This is a genomic window from Achromobacter aegrifaciens (assembly GCF_902859965.1).
Taxonomy (GTDB): Bacteria; Pseudomonadota; Gammaproteobacteria; order Burkholderiales; family Burkholderiaceae_B; genus Achromobacter; species Achromobacter aegrifaciens.
On the sequence record NZ_CADIKO010000002.1, the window covers coordinates 111,079 to 126,988 of the forward strand.

15 protein-coding genes are annotated in these 15,910 nt (G+C 67.6%); 13 read left to right on the forward strand and 2 right to left on the reverse strand.

The window, feature by feature from the left end; all coding sequences use genetic code 11:
* The first annotated feature begins 4 nt into the window (after window positions 1-4).
* From HV793_RS11730 to HV793_RS11740, 3 genes are read left to right on the forward strand one after another with little or no spacing between them, the layout of a single operon-like run.
* Window positions 5-613 carry a cysteine hydrolase family protein gene (locus tag HV793_RS11730; RefSeq protein ID WP_054456624.1) on the forward strand — a complete coding sequence of 203 codons (609 nt, stop codon included), beginning with the start codon at window positions 5-7 and terminating at the stop codon, window positions 611-613.
* Window positions 610-2,007 carry an FAD-dependent oxidoreductase gene (locus tag HV793_RS11735; protein ID WP_175213217.1) on the forward strand — a complete coding sequence of 466 codons (1,398 nt, stop codon included), beginning with the start codon at window positions 610-612 and terminating at the stop codon, window positions 2,005-2,007. Before HV793_RS11730 ends, HV793_RS11735 begins: the two co-directional genes overlap by 4 nt.
* Before the next feature lie 13 nt (window positions 2,008-2,020).
* On the forward strand, window positions 2,021-2,884 hold the full coding sequence (locus tag HV793_RS11740) for an isocitrate lyase/PEP mutase family protein (RefSeq protein WP_125473072.1): 864 nt from the start codon (window positions 2,021-2,023) through the stop codon (window positions 2,882-2,884).
* A 10-nt stretch (window positions 2,885-2,894) separates the two neighbouring features.
* Here the strand turns inward: HV793_RS11740 and HV793_RS11745 are convergent, their stop codons facing one another.
* Complete coding sequence (locus tag HV793_RS11745) at window positions 2,895-3,515, reverse strand: chorismate--pyruvate lyase family protein (RefSeq protein ID WP_054456627.1); 621 nt, start codon at window positions 3,513-3,515, stop codon at window positions 2,895-2,897.
* A 278-nt stretch (window positions 3,516-3,793) separates the two neighbouring features.
* Between HV793_RS11745 and HV793_RS11750 the strand changes: the two genes are divergently transcribed.
* The 9 genes from HV793_RS11750 to HV793_RS11790 all read left to right on the forward strand — a co-directional run bounded on the left by HV793_RS11750 (window position 3,794) and on the right by HV793_RS11790 (window position 13,477).
* Complete coding sequence (locus HV793_RS11750) at window positions 3,794-4,684, forward strand: nitrilase family protein (RefSeq protein WP_054456628.1); 891 nt, start codon at window positions 3,794-3,796, stop codon at window positions 4,682-4,684.
* Between the two features lie 39 nt (window positions 4,685-4,723).
* On the forward strand, window positions 4,724-5,890 hold the full coding sequence (locus tag HV793_RS11755; protein ID WP_054456629.1) for a substrate-binding protein: 1,167 nt from the start codon (window positions 4,724-4,726) through the stop codon (window positions 5,888-5,890).
* Window positions 5,891-5,943: 53 nt separating this feature from the next.
* Window positions 5,944-6,777: a branched-chain amino acid ABC transporter permease gene (locus tag HV793_RS11760; protein ID WP_054456630.1), complete on the forward strand. Its 834-nt coding sequence runs from the start codon at window positions 5,944-5,946 to the stop codon at window positions 6,775-6,777.
* The gene (locus HV793_RS11765) at window positions 6,770-8,599 is read left to right on the forward strand and encodes a branched-chain amino acid ABC transporter ATP-binding protein/permease (protein WP_175213218.1); all 1,830 of its coding nucleotides are present in this window, start codon (window positions 6,770-6,772) and stop codon (window positions 8,597-8,599) included. Before HV793_RS11760 ends, HV793_RS11765 begins: the two co-directional genes overlap by 8 nt.
* Window positions 8,596-9,312, forward strand: a complete 717-nt coding sequence (locus tag HV793_RS11770; protein ID WP_175213219.1) for an ABC transporter ATP-binding protein — start codon at window positions 8,596-8,598, stop codon at window positions 9,310-9,312. The genes HV793_RS11765 and HV793_RS11770 overlap by 4 nt, the downstream gene beginning before the upstream one ends.
* Before the next feature lie 61 nt (window positions 9,313-9,373).
* Window positions 9,374-10,537, forward strand: coding sequence for a transporter substrate-binding domain-containing protein (locus HV793_RS11775; RefSeq protein ID WP_054456632.1), 1,164 nt, complete (start codon window positions 9,374-9,376; stop codon window positions 10,535-10,537).
* A gap of 2 nt (window positions 10,538-10,539) precedes the next feature.
* On the forward strand, window positions 10,540-11,175 hold the full coding sequence (locus HV793_RS11780; protein ID WP_054456633.1) for an ANTAR domain-containing response regulator: 636 nt from the start codon (window positions 10,540-10,542) through the stop codon (window positions 11,173-11,175).
* Between the two features lie 33 nt (window positions 11,176-11,208).
* A complete protein-coding gene (locus tag HV793_RS11785) occupies window positions 11,209-12,708 on the forward strand; it encodes a M81 family metallopeptidase (RefSeq protein ID WP_175213220.1) in 1,500 nt (499 codons plus the stop codon).
* 37 nt (window positions 12,709-12,745) lie between these two features.
* Window positions 12,746-13,477 (forward strand): pseudouridine synthase, encoded by a 732-nt coding sequence (locus tag HV793_RS11790; RefSeq protein ID WP_054456635.1) that lies wholly within the window; start codon window positions 12,746-12,748, stop codon window positions 13,475-13,477.
* Between the two features lie 67 nt (window positions 13,478-13,544).
* On the opposite strand, the gene HV793_RS11795 is transcribed toward HV793_RS11790, so the two are convergent.
* Window positions 13,545-14,450 carry a LysR family transcriptional regulator gene (locus tag HV793_RS11795; protein WP_054456859.1) on the reverse strand — a complete coding sequence of 302 codons (906 nt, stop codon included), beginning with the start codon at window positions 14,448-14,450 and terminating at the stop codon, window positions 13,545-13,547.
* A gap of 255 nt (window positions 14,451-14,705) precedes the next feature.
* Between HV793_RS11795 and HV793_RS11800 the strand changes: the two genes are divergently transcribed.
* Window positions 14,706-15,902, forward strand: a complete 1,197-nt coding sequence (locus HV793_RS11800) for an efflux RND transporter periplasmic adaptor subunit (RefSeq protein ID WP_054456636.1) — start codon at window positions 14,706-14,708, stop codon at window positions 15,900-15,902.
* Window positions 15,903-15,910 lie beyond the last annotated feature (8 nt).

The window sequence follows — 15,910 nt, forward strand, 5'->3', positions numbered from 1 at the left end:
GCCCATGTCAGCCTTCGATCCCCGCAGCACAGCGCTGGTCGTCATCGATCTGCAGAACGATTTCCTCGCGCCCGGCGGCGCCTACGACCGCGGCGGCGCCGTCAGTCCGCAGGCGCGGGCCTTGCCCGCCCGGGTCGCGCCCGTGGCCCGCAAGCTCAAGGAGCGAGGCGGCTTCGTGGCGGCCAGCCAGTTCACGCTATGGCCGGACGCGCACGGCGAACCCATGATCTCGCCGCATCTGCGGCAGTTGCGCCCGTTCCTGCGCAAGGGCGATTTCGTCGCCGGCTCCAAGGGGCAGGCCAACGTCGCCGAACTGGACGGACTGGTGGACGTGTCGGTCTGGAAGGTGGCGTATTCCGCCTTCTTCAATACCCAGCTGGACTGGGTGCTGCGGCGCGCGGGCATCTCGAACGTGGTGATCGCCGGCATCGTCACCAATGGCGGCGTGGCCAGCACCGCGCGCGACGCCCACATGCGGGATTATCACGTGGCGGTGCTGGCCGATGGCTGCGCCGCGCCCACGCCGGCCATGCATGATGCCGCGCTGGCGGATTTGCGCACCGTGGCCGATGTGCTGTCCTGCCAGGAATTCCTGGACAGGCTGGCCTCGTGAGCGCGCCGCAAGTCCTGCGGGGTGCAGCGCCTGGCGCGGACGCGATGCACGTGCCGGTGGCCATCATCGGCGCGGGCGCTTGCGGCCTGACCGCCGCGCTGCGCCTGGCCGATGCCGGCATCGAGACCGTGCTGATCGAGCGCGACGCCGCGCCCAGCGGCTCCACCGCCTTGTCGTCGGGCTTCATCCCGGCAGCGGGATCGGCGGCGCAGCGGGCCGCCGGCATTGAGGACGACGCGCAGCGCTTTGCCGCGGATATCCAGGCCAAGACCGGCGGCACGGCCGCGCCGCAGCTGGTCGATGCCTACACGGGCGCGGCAGCCGCCGCGATCGACAACCTTGCGCGCCACGGCCTGGATTTCCAGGTGCTGGACGGCTTCCTGTACCCGGGCCACAGCGCCCGCCGCATGCACACTTTGCCCGAGCGCACGGGCGCGGCCCTGGTGGCCGCGCTGGAGCGCGCCGCCACCGCAGCCGGAGCCTATCTGCTGACCCGCGCCCTGGCGCGGCAGATCTGGACGGACGAAGCCGGCCGCATCACGGCGGTGGGCTGCGAGCGGCCGGACGGCTCCATCGACGTGATCGGTTGCGACGTGCTGATCCTGGCCTGCAACGGCTTTGGCGGCAACGCGGCGATGGTGGGCAAACATCTGCCGGCCATGCGCGAGGCCGTCTACGGCGGCCACGTCGGCAACGACGGCAGCGCGATCGAATGGGGAGTGCAGCTGGGCGCGCGCCTGGCCGACCTGGGCGGCTACCAGGGGCATGGCTCCTGGGCCACGCCGCAGGGCGCACTGATCTCCTGGGCGGTGATGATGGACGGCGGCGTGCAGATCAATGGCGCGGGGCGGCGCTTTCATGACGAGACGCACGGCTATTCCGAGGCCGCGGTGCATGTGCTGGAGCAACCGGGCGGCGTGGCCTGGAACGTATTCGACGACCGCACGCTGGCGCTGGCGCGCGGCTTTCCGGACTTCGTCCAGGCAGAGGCGGGTCAGGCGCTGAAGACCTGCGCCGACGTTGCTGCGCTGGCGAGGGTGATCGGCTGCGACGAAGCGACGCTGCGCGCGACGCTCGCAAGCGTGGCCCCCGACGCCGCCGATCCGTACGGCCGGCGCTTCGAGCGGACGCTGCAGGCGCCGTATCACGCCGTCAAGGTGACAGGCGCGCTGTTCCATACGCAAGGTGGCCTGGACATCGACGCGGATTGCCGCGTGCTGGACCAGATGGGCCATGCCTTGCCCAATCTGCTGGCCGCAGGCGGCGCGGCGCGCGGCGTGTCGGGCAACGACGTGTCCGGCTACCTGTCCGGCAATGGCCTGCTCAGCGCAGTGGCGGGCGGCCATATCGCCGCTGCGACCGCCGCATCCCTGCTGGGCCGCGAGCTTTCCTAGGATTTTCCAGACCATGCAAATACAGAATCTGCAAGCACAGCTGGCCGGCGGCGCCGTGCTGGCTCCCGGCGTCTACGATGCCTTGTCCGCGCTGATCGCCGAACAGGCGGGCTTCGGCGCGCTATACCTGTCGGGCGCGTCCATCGCATACACGCGGCTGGGCCGCTCGGATATCGGCCTTACCACGTACAGCGAGGTCGAGGACACGCTGGCCCGCATCACCGAGCGGGTGGCCACGCCCGTTATCGTCGACGCCGACACCGGCTTCGGCAATGCCCTGAATACGCAGCGCACCGTGCGCGGCCTGGAGCGCGCCGGCGCCGCCATGATCCAGCTGGAAGACCAGACCTTTCCCAAGCGCTGCGGCCATCTGGACGGCAAGGCCGTGATCCCGGCCGCCGAGATGCGCGGCAAGCTGCGGGCCGCGGTGGATGCCCGCGCGCATGCGTCCACCCTGATCCTGGCGCGTACCGACGCACTGGCAGTGGAGGGACTGGAAGCGGCTCTGGACCGCGCGGAATCGTATCTGGAAGCGGGCGCGGACGCGCTGTTCATCGAGGCGTTGCGTACGCCGGAGCAGATGCAGGCGGCGTGCAGCCGCTTTGCGCACCGCGCGCCGCTGCTGGCCAACATGGTGGAAGGCGGCAAGACCCCGGTGCAAAGCGCCGATGCGCTGACCGCGCTGGGATTCCGCATCGTCATCTTCCCGGGCGGCACGGCGCGTGCGGTGGCGCACACGCTGCAGGGCTACTACGCCAGCCTGCGCCAGCATGGCACGACCGCGCCGTGGCGTGAGGGCATGCTGGATTTCGACGGCTTGAACGCTGTGATCGGCACGCCCGAACTGCTGGAGCGCGGGCGCCGCTACGAAGGCTGAGGCCGGGGTGTCAGCGCGGCGTGCGCTGGTGCGGCACCAGCGGCGGCACCGGCTGATCGGCGACCAGCTCCCAGAACGCCGGCAGGAAGCACTCGGCCACCAGCAGCGGCTGGCCCTGGCGCCAGAACACCGAGCGGCGCGCCCAGATGCGTCCGCCATCGCGGTCGCGCTGGCCGGCCGGCAATACGTCCAGCGCGGTGGCATGGAACGGCACCGGCGAGGCCAGCCGGCGGCAGGCAAACGGCGAACGCTCGACCGTGCTGTCGTGGTAAAGCATGTCCGCCAATGGCCGGGTCAGGAGGCGGCGCATGCCTTGCCAGGCGCCGTGAGAGGCGCGCAGCGGCGTCAGGCTGCGGGCAGGCACGCTGTCCACGCCATTGACCGACATCAGCACCTCGCGAATCCACACCGGCGTGCCGGGCGCGAGGCCCATCGCCCGCGCTTCGTCCGGCGGCGCGCCATCCGCGTATTCGGCCAGCACGCGCAGGCGCACCTGGCCAACCTGGCGCAAACCGGCGGTCAGCGCGCCGGGGCGGAACAGCCAGTGGCGCGGGGCAGGAGGCAGGATGGGAGGCGCGCTGGCCAGCCAGCCTGCGGCAAGGGGAGGGTGGTGTGCTGCGGGTTTGCTCATGGCTGCGTATTATGCCAAGCCGGGCGGGACGACCCAATGCGTCGCAATGACGCAGTGCCGGACTCCCGCCGGAATATCGTCCGGGAAAGCACTTATTGTCCCAGGAACCCGCGTCTCCCTATCATTCGCACACGGTCAACATTGACCTGAATGGCTTGCAGTACCCCGCAGCAATGATTGCTGCCTGAACATACAGTCTTGGCTATAGAAGCCCCCGACTTGCACGCAATGCGTGGTCGGGGGCTTTTTCGTTTTCAATTTCTGAATATGGAGCTCGCATGCAAGCGTCGGAACCGCAACGTTCTCCCGCCGCCGTGACCTGGGTGGCCAGCGTGCAGATGGAGCCCGCGATCGGCGAAACCGCCGCCAACATCGCGCGTTCCATCGAACTGGTGGAGCAGGCCGCGGCCCAGGGCGCGCGGCTGGTGGTGCTGCCTGAACTGGCCAACACGGGATATATGTTCGAGAGCCGCGAGGAGGCCTACGCCCTGGCTGAACCAGTGCCGGAAGGCCCGAGCTCGCAGGCGTGGATCGCGTTGGCGCAGCGCCTGGGCATCTATCTGGTGGCGGGCATCGCGGAGCGCGCCGGAGGGCGTCTCTACAACTCCGCACTGGTCGCGGGTCCGGATGGCTATCTGGGGACCTATCGCAAGCTGCATCTGTGGGGCGACGAGAACCTGTATTTCGAGGCGGGCGACCTGGGATTGCCGGTGTTCGATACCGAGCTGGGCCGCATCGGCGTGGCCATCTGCTACGACGGCTGGTTTCCCGAAGTCTACCGGCTGCTGGCGGTGCGCGGCGCGGACATCGTGGCGGTGCCGACCAATTGGGTGCCGATGCCGGGGCAGACCCGCGACGGACCGGTCATGGCCCATGCGCTGACCATGAGCGGCGCCCACAGCAACGGCTTGACAGTGGTGTGCGCGGACCGCGTCGGCACCGAGCGCGGCCAGCCCTTCGTGGGCCGCAGCCTGATCGTGGGGTCCCAGGGCTGGACGGCGGCGGGACCCGCCAGCATCGACCAGGAGGAGGTGCTGCTGGCGCCCATAGACCTGAAGGCGTCGCGCCGTGCGCGCCAGTTGAACGATTTCAACCATGTGCTGCGCGACAGGCGCCGCGACATCTATGACGAGCAGTTGGGCGCCGCCGCAGGCCCGCGGCAACGCTGAACGACGGTCCACGGCCGTACCCCCCCAAGGAGAAAACCCATGAAGAGCCTATTGAATAGCTGCCGGATCCGACTGTCGTTTGTCGCACTGCTGGCTGGCGCCGCCAGCGCGCACGCGGCCGAACCGCTGCGCATCGGCGTGCCCGTCGGCCTGTCCGGCGCCAACAGCGTGGTCGCGCCGGGCGTGGTGCAGGCCTCGCAACTGGCGGCCGACGAGATCAATGCGGCCGGCGGCATCCTCGGCCGCCAGATCGTGCTGGAGATCGCCGACGATGCCTCGGGCGCGGTCGGGGCGCAGAAGGCCTACGACACCCTGGTGTTCCAGAAGAAGGTCGATGCCATCATCGCCATGGAAACCAGCGCGGCGCGCAACGCCGCGCTGCCCATCGTGTCGCGCGGCAAGGTGCCCTATATCTACACGTCATTCTATGAAGGGCGGTCGTGCAACCGCTGGCTGCACGTGAACGGCTGGGTGCCGGAACAGCAGGTCGCGCCGGTGGTGGACCACTTCATGCAGGACCGCAAGGCCAAGACCTTCTTCCTGGTGGGCAGCGACTACGCCTTCGGCCGCGGCATGCTCAAGTTCACGCGGGAATACATCGAAAAGCAGGGCGGACGCGTGGTGGGAGAAGAGTACCTGCCGATCGACGGTTCCGACTGGACGCCGGTGGTCTCCAAGATACGCTCGGCCAACCCGGACGCGCTGATCAGCTCGACGGCGGGCGGCGGGCCCAACGTCAGCCTGGCCAAGCAGGTCAAGGCTGCTGGCCTGGCCATGCCCTACGGCAATCTGGCGATCGACGAAGGCACGGCCAAGACCATGGGCGACACGGCAGTGGGCATGTACATGTCGGCCTCGTACCTGACCAGCATCGACACGCCGCAGAACCGCAAATTTCTGGACGCCCTGAAGGCGAAGTTCGGCAACGACGCCAAGACCGCCAACGAATTCTCCGCGCCGCAGTATGAAGCCTTCTACCTGTACAAGGCGGCCGTCGAAAAGGCTGGCGGCACCGATGCGCCCAAGGTGGTGCAGGCGTTGAGCGCGGTCACGTTCGATGGCCCGCGCGGCCCGGTGACCATGGACCGCCAGCGCCACGCGGCGCTGACCATGCGCCTGGGGCAGGTGCAGCAGGACGGTTCCATCAAGATCCTGCAAACCTTCGACAAGGTCGACCCGGGCGCGCAGTGTCCGGACCTGAAGTGACGGCCATGCCATGACAAGCGCCGCCGGTCCTGCCGGCGGCGCCGGAGAGCGATATGGGTTTGCTGCTGGACATCCTGAGCACGGCCGCCATGCTGTTCATCGTGACGGCCGGGCTGATGATCATCTTCGGCGTGATGAAGATCGTCAACTTCGCGCACGGCGCGATTCTTACGCTGGGCAGCTACGCCAGCCTGGTGGTGACGCAACTGGGGCTGAATCCCTGGCTGGCGCTGCCGTTCGCGTTGGCGGTCGGCGTGCTGGTGGGCATGGGCGTGGAACGGCTGATCGTGCAGCCGCTGTACAAGCGGCCGCTGGACGCCATCCTGGCCACCTGGGGACTGGGCATCGTGATCGGCCAGCTCATCACCATGGCCTTCGGGCGCGAAGTGAAGTTCGCCGATTCGCCCATCCACGGCGCCGTGTCCTTTCTTGGGACGGAGTATTCGGCATACCGCCTGTTCCTGGTGCCGGCGGCATTGCTGATGTATGCCGCGATGACCCTGCTGCTCAGCGGCACGCGCTTTGGCGTGCGGACCCGGGCGGTCATCATGAACGAGGATCTGGCGCGCGGCCTGGGCATCAACGCCGAGCGCATCCGCTTCACCACATTCGGCCTGGGCGCGGGGCTGGGCGCGCTGGCGGGCGCGCTGATCACGCCCCTGTCCAGCGTCGACCCGAACATGGGGCTGCCGTGGCTGGTCAGCGCCTTCATGCTGGTCATGGTGTCGGGCCATTCGATCACCGCGCTGCTGCTGACCTGCCTGCTCTATGGCGCCTGCCAGGTGCTGGTGAGCGTCTACGTCAGCCCGATCCTGGGCGGCGTCACCATCGCCGTCCTGGCCGCGCTGACGCTGCGTCTGCGTCCTCAAGGATTCGCCCATGACTGACCGCGCATTCATCCCTCAAACGCTGGCTGGCGCCGCTGACGACGCCTCGGCGCAAAAGACCGCGCGCAGCCGCAGCCTGCTGGGCCTGGCCGGGCTTTGCCTGGTCCTGACCGCGGCGGGTCCCTGGCTGTTCGACACCTATTTGCTGAACGTGCTGATCAAGGCGCTGTTCTTCGCCGTGGCGGCGGTTACCGTGGACGTGCTGTGGGGCTACACCGGCTACCTGACTTTCGGCCAGTCCGCCTTTTTCGGGGTGGGCGCGTACGCCGCGGGCCTGGCCTTCACGCACTACGGATTCTCGCCCGCGATCGCCGCGCTGGCTGCCTTGGCCGCGGTGGGCGCCGCGGCGCTGCTGGCGCTGGTGACGGGCTGGCTGTCGTTCTACCGTGGGGCCTCGCCATTCTTCGCCACGGTGATTTCGCTGGTGCTGCCCATCGTGCTGATGCAGCTGGTGCTGTCCGGCGGCACCTACACTGGCTCTTCATCCGGCCTGACGGGCTACGAAACCTTCGACCTGTCGCTGGAGGCCTGGTACGTGATCGCGGCAGGCGGCCTGTCGGCGGTGGCGCTGCTGGCCTGGGTGGTGGTGCGCAGCGACGGCGGCCGCGTCCTGGTGGCGCTGCGCGACAACGAGGCGCGGTGCAGCTACCTCGGGTTGAACACCGCCCATTGGCGCATCGCGTTGCTGGTGGCCTGCGGCGCGGTGGCAGGCCTGGCGGGCTTCGGCTATGGCGCGTTCAGCGGCGTGGTGGCGCCGGAGCTGACGGGCTTCGTCTTCGGCACGGAACTGATCATCTGGGTCGCGCTGGGTGGGCGCGGCACCATCTGGGGGCCGGTGCTGGGAGCCATCCTCATCAACGTCGCGGGCTCCTATCTCAGCGGCAACATGCCGTTCGTCTGGCAACTACTGCTGGGCGTGACCTTTGTGCTGGTGATCCTGCTGCTGCCGCGCGGGCTGCTTCCCCTGCTGACCGCGCCCTGGCGCGCAAGGGCAGGGCGCGCGGCCATGCCCGCGCTGGGCGAGCGCGTCGTCCCTGCGCGGCAGGCCGGCGGCGCGGCCCAGGCCTTGAGCCTGGCGGGCGTGTCCAAGCACTTCGGGAGCCTGAAGGTGCTGGAAGGCATAGACCTGCAAGCCCGCGGCGGCGAACTGCTGGGGCTGATCGGCCCCAACGGCGCCGGCAAGACTACGCTGATGCGCTGTATCGCGGACGGCGCCGAACGTTCCCAGGGCAGGCTGGAACTCTATGGCCACGAAGTGCTGCGGCGCGATGGTCCTGAACAATGCGTGCGCCACGGACTGGGCCGCAAGTTCCAGAACGCCAACGTGTTCGACACGCTGACGGTGGCCGAAAGCCTGCGCATCGCGACCACGCTGCGCGAACGGCCGTCTTGGTGGCGCCGATCTTCCACGCTGGATCTGCCGCCCTATGCGCTTGAAACGTTGCGCGTGACCGGCCTGGACCAGTGCCTGGACCGTGTGGCGCGCGACCTGTCGCACGGACAGCAGCAGGCGCTGGAACTGGCGATGGTGCTGGCGCTGGAACCGGGCATCGTGCTGCTGGACGAGCCGACGGCCGGGCTGAGCAAGGCCGAACGCCTGCAGATCGGCCACGTGCTGTCGTCCCTGGCGCACCGTTATGGCCTGTGCTGCCTGCTGGTGGAACATGACCTGGATTTCGTCAAAGAGATCGCAACGCGCATCGTGGTCCTGCACCAGGGCCGCATCGTCATGGACGGAGGATTCCGCGAGGTCGTGGAATCCGAACTGGTGCGCACCATTTACGCCGGCAGCGCGCCGGCCGCGCAAGGAGCAGGGCAATGACGAGCATCGCAGCGCCGGCGTTGCGCATGGAAGCGGTATCCAGCGGCTACAAGAGGGCCATGGTGCTGCATGACGTGTCGCTCACGGTCGAGCGCGGCGTCTGCGTCGCGCTGCTGGGCAAGAATGGCATGGGTAAGAGCACCTTGCTCAAGACCGTCATGGGCTATCTGCCCAAGCAGCGCGGGCGGGTCAGCGTGGGCGGAGTCGACGCCACCCGGCTGCGGCCGCACGAAGTGGCGCGTTGCGGCGTGGCCTACGCCGCCCAGGAACAGCCGCTGTTTCCCGACCTGAGCATCCGCGACAACCTGCGCCTGGGGCTGCCGCGCGACCAACTCTTCGACGAACGCTTCGCCGAGATCGCGGAGCTGTTTCCGGTGTTCACGAGCCGCCTGCGCCAGCACGCCGGCACCCTGTCGGGCGGAGAGCAGAAAATGCTGCTGGTGGCGCGCGGCCTGATGCAGCGGCCCGCGCTGCTGCTGTTGGACGAGATTACGGAAGGGCTGCAGCCCTCGGTGATCGAGCGCCTGGGCCGCGCGCTGAACTGGGAACGCGAGCGGCATGGCACGACGATGTTCATCGTGGAGCAGAACGTGGCGTTCGCGCTGGACGTGGCCGATCGCTACCTGGTGCTCAAGCAGGGCAGCATCGTCGATGAAGGCGAGGCTGGCGCGCCAGAGGCGGCGGGCAATATTATTGCTCATCTGAAAGTATGAAGGCCACGCGGCCCGGATTCGCCATGACGCACACGCGCACTACCCGTTCAAGGATTCCCTCATGAGTACGCCCCAGGACAAGCACGCAGAGCGGCCGGGCTGGCGCATCGGCGTGCTTTATTCGCGCAGCGGCGTCACCGGAACCACGGAATCGCAGCACTTCTTCGGCACGGTACTGGCGGTGGAAGAGATCAACGAACTGGGCGGCGTTCTGGGGCGGCCGCTGGCGCCGGTGGTGTACGACCCGCGCAGCGACGCCGAAGAGTACCGCCGGCTGGCGGCCAGGCTGCTGCTGGACGACGAGGTCAGCGTCATCTTTGGCGGCTGCACCTCGCACTGCCGCAAGGCCATGCTGCCGGTGGTGGAGCGCAGCAATTCCCTGCTGTGGTACGGCTCGGTCTACGAAGGCTTCGAGTATTCGCCCAACGTCATCTATACCGGCGCGGCGCCGAACCAGGGCAGCATGCAGCTGGCTGCATACCTGATCCAGAACTGCGGTTCGCGCATCTTCCTGGTGGGCGCGGACTATATCTACCCGCGCGAGACCAACCGCATCATGCGCGAGACGGTCGAGGAGCATGGCGGCGAGATCCTGGATGAAACCTATCTGCCGCTGGGCTGCGACGACAGCGAGATCAACGACGTGGTGGCGGACATCCGCCGCATCCAGCCCGACGTGGTGTTTTCCACCTTGATCGGCTCCGATGCGCAGCGCTTCTACCAGCGCTACCACGAGGCTTGCCAGGCCGAGGGCGCAGCCACCGCGCACATCCCCATCGCCAGCCTGACCATGGCGGAGTCGGAGGTGGCGGAGATCGGACCGCGGCGCTGCGTGGGCCACATCACCGCTGCGACCTATTTCAATACGGTGGATACGCCCGCCAACGCGCATTTCCTGGAACGCTGGCGCGCCCGCTTCGGCGACCATCCCGCCAGCGTCTATGCCGAGACCTGCTATAGCCAGATGCACCTGTTCGCACGTGCCTTGCAGCGCGTGGGCAGCATGGACACCCGCAAACTGGTGCAGGCGGTGCATCAGGTGCAGTTCGACGCGCCGGACGGGCAGATGTCCGTGCTGGCGGAAAACAACCATAGCGTGCTGACGCCGCGCATAGGCGTGTGCCGCGAGGACGGTCGCTTCGACATCGTCTGGGAAAGCGACGAACCCGTGAAGCCGGACCCGTACCTCACCGCGTTCGGCCTGGACGAGTTCTGGTTGAAATAGCCATGGACCATAGCCTACGCCGCCTCTACGAGGACCTGCGCAGCGTGGCCGTCGCCGTGGTGTATCCGCCCGGCGAGGATCGCGACCTGCTGGTCGAACAGCTCAAGCGCATCGGTTGCCGCATCCATCTGCACTGGCCGTTTCCGGATGGCCCGCCCGCAGGGGTGGACGTCATCTTCTTCCAGGTATCGCAATGCGGCCGCAACAGCGCCGCCTGGACGGCCAGCGAGGTCGAGGCCACCCTGATCGCCTTGTCCGAGTACGAAACCCCGACCACGTTGAAGCAATTGCTAAAGACCAATGCGCACGGCGTGCTGACGCGGCCGTTCCGCTCGGCGGGCGTGCTCAGCACGCTGGTGCTGGCGCGTTCGGCCAAGCAGTTCCAGAGCCGCCAGCAGTCCAAGATCAACAAGCTGGAAAGCACGATCAAGGCGCGACGCGTCATCGAGAAGGCCATCCGCGTGCTGATGGACCACCAGCGCCTGGACGAGCGCGCCGCCTATGAGCACATGCGGACCCGGGCGACGGGCCTGCGCGTCAGCGTCGCGGAAGTGGCCGCGATGATCGTCGAGGCCAGCGAGGCCATGGAAAAGCTTGGCCTGGGGGCCTTGCGCCCGGGGCCGTCCCAGAACAACTGAACACACTGAATGCGCATGCCGAGGAGCCGGACAATGAAGGTCATGATCGCCCGCCTGAACCACGAGACCAACACGTTCTCGCCGGTGCCCACGCCGCTGTCCGCGTTCGGCAATGACGGTCCCGCATTCGGCGCCCAGGCTTATGCCGAGAACAAGGGCAAGCGCACGGCCATGTCGGCCTTCATCGACATTGCCGAGGCCAACGGCGCGACCGTGGTCACGCCGGTTTCCGCGACTGCCTACCCCAGCGGCCCGGTGTCGGCGGATGCCTACAGCCGACTGTGCGACGCGATCGTGGCCGGCGCGCAGGGCTGTGGCGCCATCCTGCTCGATCTGCATGGCGCGATGGTGGCCGAGACCACCGACGATGGCGAGGGCGACTTGTTGGAGCGCCTGCGGCGGCGCACGCCGGACGTGCCCATCGCCGTGGCGCTGGATCTGCACGGCAATGTCACGCCCAAGATGATGGCCAACGCCGACGTGGTCGTCAGCTTCAAGACCTACCCGCATGTGGACATGTACGAGACCGGAGAGCACGCGGGCCGTATCCTGTATGACTGGCTCAACGGCGGTCCGCGCCCGGTCATGGCCTGGTGCCGCCTGCCGCTGATGACGCACACCCTGCGCAGCGCCACGTCCCAGGGCGCCATGCGCCGCGCGGTGCAGGCGGCGCGGGGCGCGGAAAAGGGCGGCATCCTGGGCGTCTCCGTGCTGGCGGGCTTCGCCCTGGCTGACATCCCCAACCCATGCCTGAGCGTGGTCGTGGTGGGCTCCGGGCCGCAGGAGCAGGCGGAACGGGTGGCAAGCGAAATGGCGCAGGCCATCTGGGCCGAGCGCGACGGTTACTTCTACGACAGCGAACCCCTGGGCGAATCGCTGGCCCGCGCGGCGCAACTGGCCCGCGGCGCGGACAAGCCCGTGCTTCTGCTGGATCATGGCGACAACTGCATGTCCGGCGGCACCTGCGACACCATGGAGGTGCTGACAGCCGCGGTCGACGCCGGCCTGACGGGCATCATTGCGGGCCTGTACTGTGACCCCGAGGCCGTCGCCGCGCTGGCCGCGGCGGGCGAGGGCGCGCAGGTGGAGCTGGCGGTGGGCAACAAACGGCCGATTCCGGCCATCGGCCGCCCGGCGGCGCCCGTGTTGCTGCGCGGGGTGGTCCGCGCCGTGACCGGCGGCGAATATGTCATTACCGGTCCGACGTACACGGGGCAGACGGCATGCATGGGCCGCAGCGCGGTGCTGGACATAGGCGCTGCGCAATTGGTGATCACCGAGAGAACGCACGAGCCCTGGGACCTGGGCGTGTTCGAGAGCATGGGGCTGGACCCGCGCCGGGCGCGCTTCGTGCTGGTGAAGTCGCGCATGTATTGCCGCCCTGTGTTCGAACCTATCTCCCAGGCGCTGGTGGAATGCGCCAGCGCGGGCGTCACGAGCTCGGACTTCGCGCTGTTTCCCTATCAGCGGCGCAGCCGGCCGCTCCATCCGCTGGATCCGATGGCGCCGTCGGACTACGACCCCGCGGCATGAAGAGTGTGGCGCATGGCGTCCGCATACAATACCGGCCATGGAAAAAGTACGTATCTCCAAGCTCATGTCCGAGCGTGGGCTGTGTTCGCGCCGCGAGGCCGACACCTATATCGAGCGCGGCTGGGTCCGCGTGGACGGCGCCGTCGTGTCCGAACTGGGCGCGCGGGCCTACCCTGACCAGGTCATCACCCTGGAACGCGCCGCGCAGGCGCGTCAGACCTCGCGCGTCACCATCCTGATCAACAAACCCGTGGGCTACGTCTCGGGCCAGGCGGAAAAGGGCTACACGCCCGCCGTGGCCCTGATCGACTCCCGCTCCCGCTTTGCGGGCGACCGCGCGCCGCAGCGTTTTGAGCGTTCGCACCTGGACGGGCTGGCCGTTGCCGGCCGCCTGGACATCGATTCCCAAGGCCTGCTGGTGCTGACCCAGGACGGCCGCATCGCCAAGCACCTGATCGGCGAAGATTCCAGCGTGGACAAGGAATACCTGGTGCGGGTGCAGGGCAACCTGTCCGACAACGGGCTGGCGCTGCTGAACCATGGTCTGTCCCTGGACGGCAAGGCGCTCAAGCCGGCACAGGTGCGTTGGCAGAACAGCGACCAGCTGCGTTTCGTGCTGCGGGAAGGCAAAAAACGGCAGATCCGGCGCATGTGCGAACTGGTCGGCCTGAAGGTAATCGGCCTGAAACGCGTGCGCATCGGACGCGTGTCGCTAGGCGACCTGCCGCTGGGCCAATGGCGCTACCTGCGTGAAGACGAGCGCTTCTGATTGGTCGAATTGACCGACAGGTGTTGTCGGCCAGTCCTAAATTTTTCAGTCTGTTTCCGGCTTCCGTTTATTTCATGAAAGCGGGAGTATTCTTCGCTTGCCCGACGTCGCCCAGGCGCTCCATCAGGAATTCGATGAAGATCCGGGTCTTGGCGGGCAGCAGCCGTGTCTCCGTCACCGCGTAGACCGGGAACGGACCCAGTTGCCAGTCGGGCAGCACTCGCTGCAATTGGCCGGACTGCTGTTCGGCCAACTGGTCGCCCAACAGCACCACGATGCCCGCGCCCAGCAGGGCCAGGCGCCGGGCCATGGCGACGCCGTTGACGGAAAAGCGGTTGCCGGGCGTGAATTCGATGTGCTGCTGGCCGTCGGTCAGGGGCCAGCGGGTCACCTGCCCGGCGCCCTTGGCGCGGAACTCTATGCACTCGTGGCGGGTCAAGTCGCTGGGATGCCGCGGTTCGCCGTGCTTCTCCAGGTATTCGCGCGAGGCGTACAACTGGGCCGGCAGCATGCCCAAGAGCCTCGCAATCTGTGACGAATCGGGCAGTTCGCCGATTTCGATCGAAACATCGCAGGTCTGGAACACGCGCTGCGCGTGGTCCGGGTTGGCCAGGTCCAGGAAAAACGTGACGTCGGGGTAGCGGCGGGAAAATTCCATGAACGATTCAGCCAGGAAGTCCGTGCCGAAATCCGCGGGCATGTTCACCCGCAGCGGCCCGGCCGGCGTATCGACCAGCTTCTGCAGTTCCTCATGGGCGATCTGCGCCTCGGCCACGATGCGCTGGCAGCGGTCGAAGTACAGCCGGCCCGCGTCGGTCAGTTCGACCTTGCGCGTGGTGCGGCTGAGCAGCCGCAAGCCGACGGAGCGCTCCAGCTCGGCCACCTGGCGGGACAGTGTCGATTTCGGCACGCCGAGCATCGCCGCCGCGCGGCTGAAGCTGCGTGTTTTGGCGACTTCGACGAATAGTTCCATGCCTTGCAAGCGTTTCATGGCGGAATTTTGTCATATTCAACGGTAAAGCCATTGTCCCATAAATGGAATGATGTTTTCTCAACATGCCTCTTTGTTTCTGGGGCGGGATAACGCAGAATGCGAGTTCTGCAATGCAGCAATGCGACAAAGCCCAGCCTGCGTGTTCGAGGCAAATCCACCCAATCGATGCGCACGGAACGCTCATTACGCGATCCGGGGCGGGCTTTTTTTTTGTTGAAATCGGGAATGCAATCTATGGATAAGAAAAGCGCTATGTGGCGCAGCGCGGCAGTCGTCACGCTGACGGCATCGGCCCTCACGCTGGCCGCTTGCGGCAAGAAGCAAGACGCTCCCCAGGCGGGCAAGCCCCAGGTAACGGTCGTGACGCTTGCCACGCAGCCGGTTTCGCTGACCACCGAACTGCCTGGCCGCACCTCGCCGTTCCGCGTGGCCGAAGTGCGTCCCCAGGTCAATGGCATCGTCCAGAAGCGCCTCTTTACCGAAGGCGGCGAGGTCAAGGCGGGCCAGCAGCTCTACCAGATCGATCCCGCCCTCTACCAGGCCAGCCTGGACAGCCAGAAGGCCGCCTTGGCGCGCGCCCAGGCGCAGCAGAAGACGGCCGCGTTGCTGGCCGAACGTTACAAGCCGCTGGTCGCCACTCGCGCCGTCAGCCAGCAGACCTACGACAACGCCGTCGCCTCGCGCGATCAGGCCGCCGCCGACGTGCTGTCGGCCAAGGCGGCGCTGGACACGGCCCGCATCAACCTGGTCTACACCAAGGTGCTGTCGCCCATCGACGGCATCATCGGCCGTTCGGCGGTGACCGAAGGCGCGCTGGTCACGGCCAACCAGACCACGGCCCTGGCCGCGGTGCAGCAGATCGATCCCATCTACGTCGACGTGACCCAATCCAGCGTCCAGCTGCTGCGCCTGCAGAACGCGCTGGCCAGCGGCCTGCTGAAAAAGGCCGATGGCGAGCAGGCCGCGCTGGTGACGCTGACCCTGGAAGACGGCTCGCAGTACAGCCAGCCGGGCAAGCTGCAGTTCTCCGAAGTCACGGTGGACCAGGGCACCGGTTCGGTCACCTTGCGCGCGGTGTTCCCCAATCCGGAACGCCGCCTGCTGCCGGGCATGTTCGTGCGCGCCCGCCTGGCCGACGGCGTTGCCGCCGACGGCCTGCTGGTGCCGCAGCGCGGCGTGACGCGCAACCAGCGCGGCATCCCGACGGCGCTGGTGGTCAACGCCAAGAACCAGGTCGAATTGCGCGAACTGAAGACCGACCGCGCCATCGGCGACAAGTGGCTGGTCACCGACGGCCTGGCCGCCGGCGACAAGGTCATCGTGGAAGGTCTGCAGATGGTGCGTCCGGGGGCTGAAGTCGTCGCCACCGAAGCCAGCGCCGCGCAACCGGCGCAGCAGCCGCAAGCAGCCGCCGCGGCGGCCAAGCAGTAGTAGTCAGG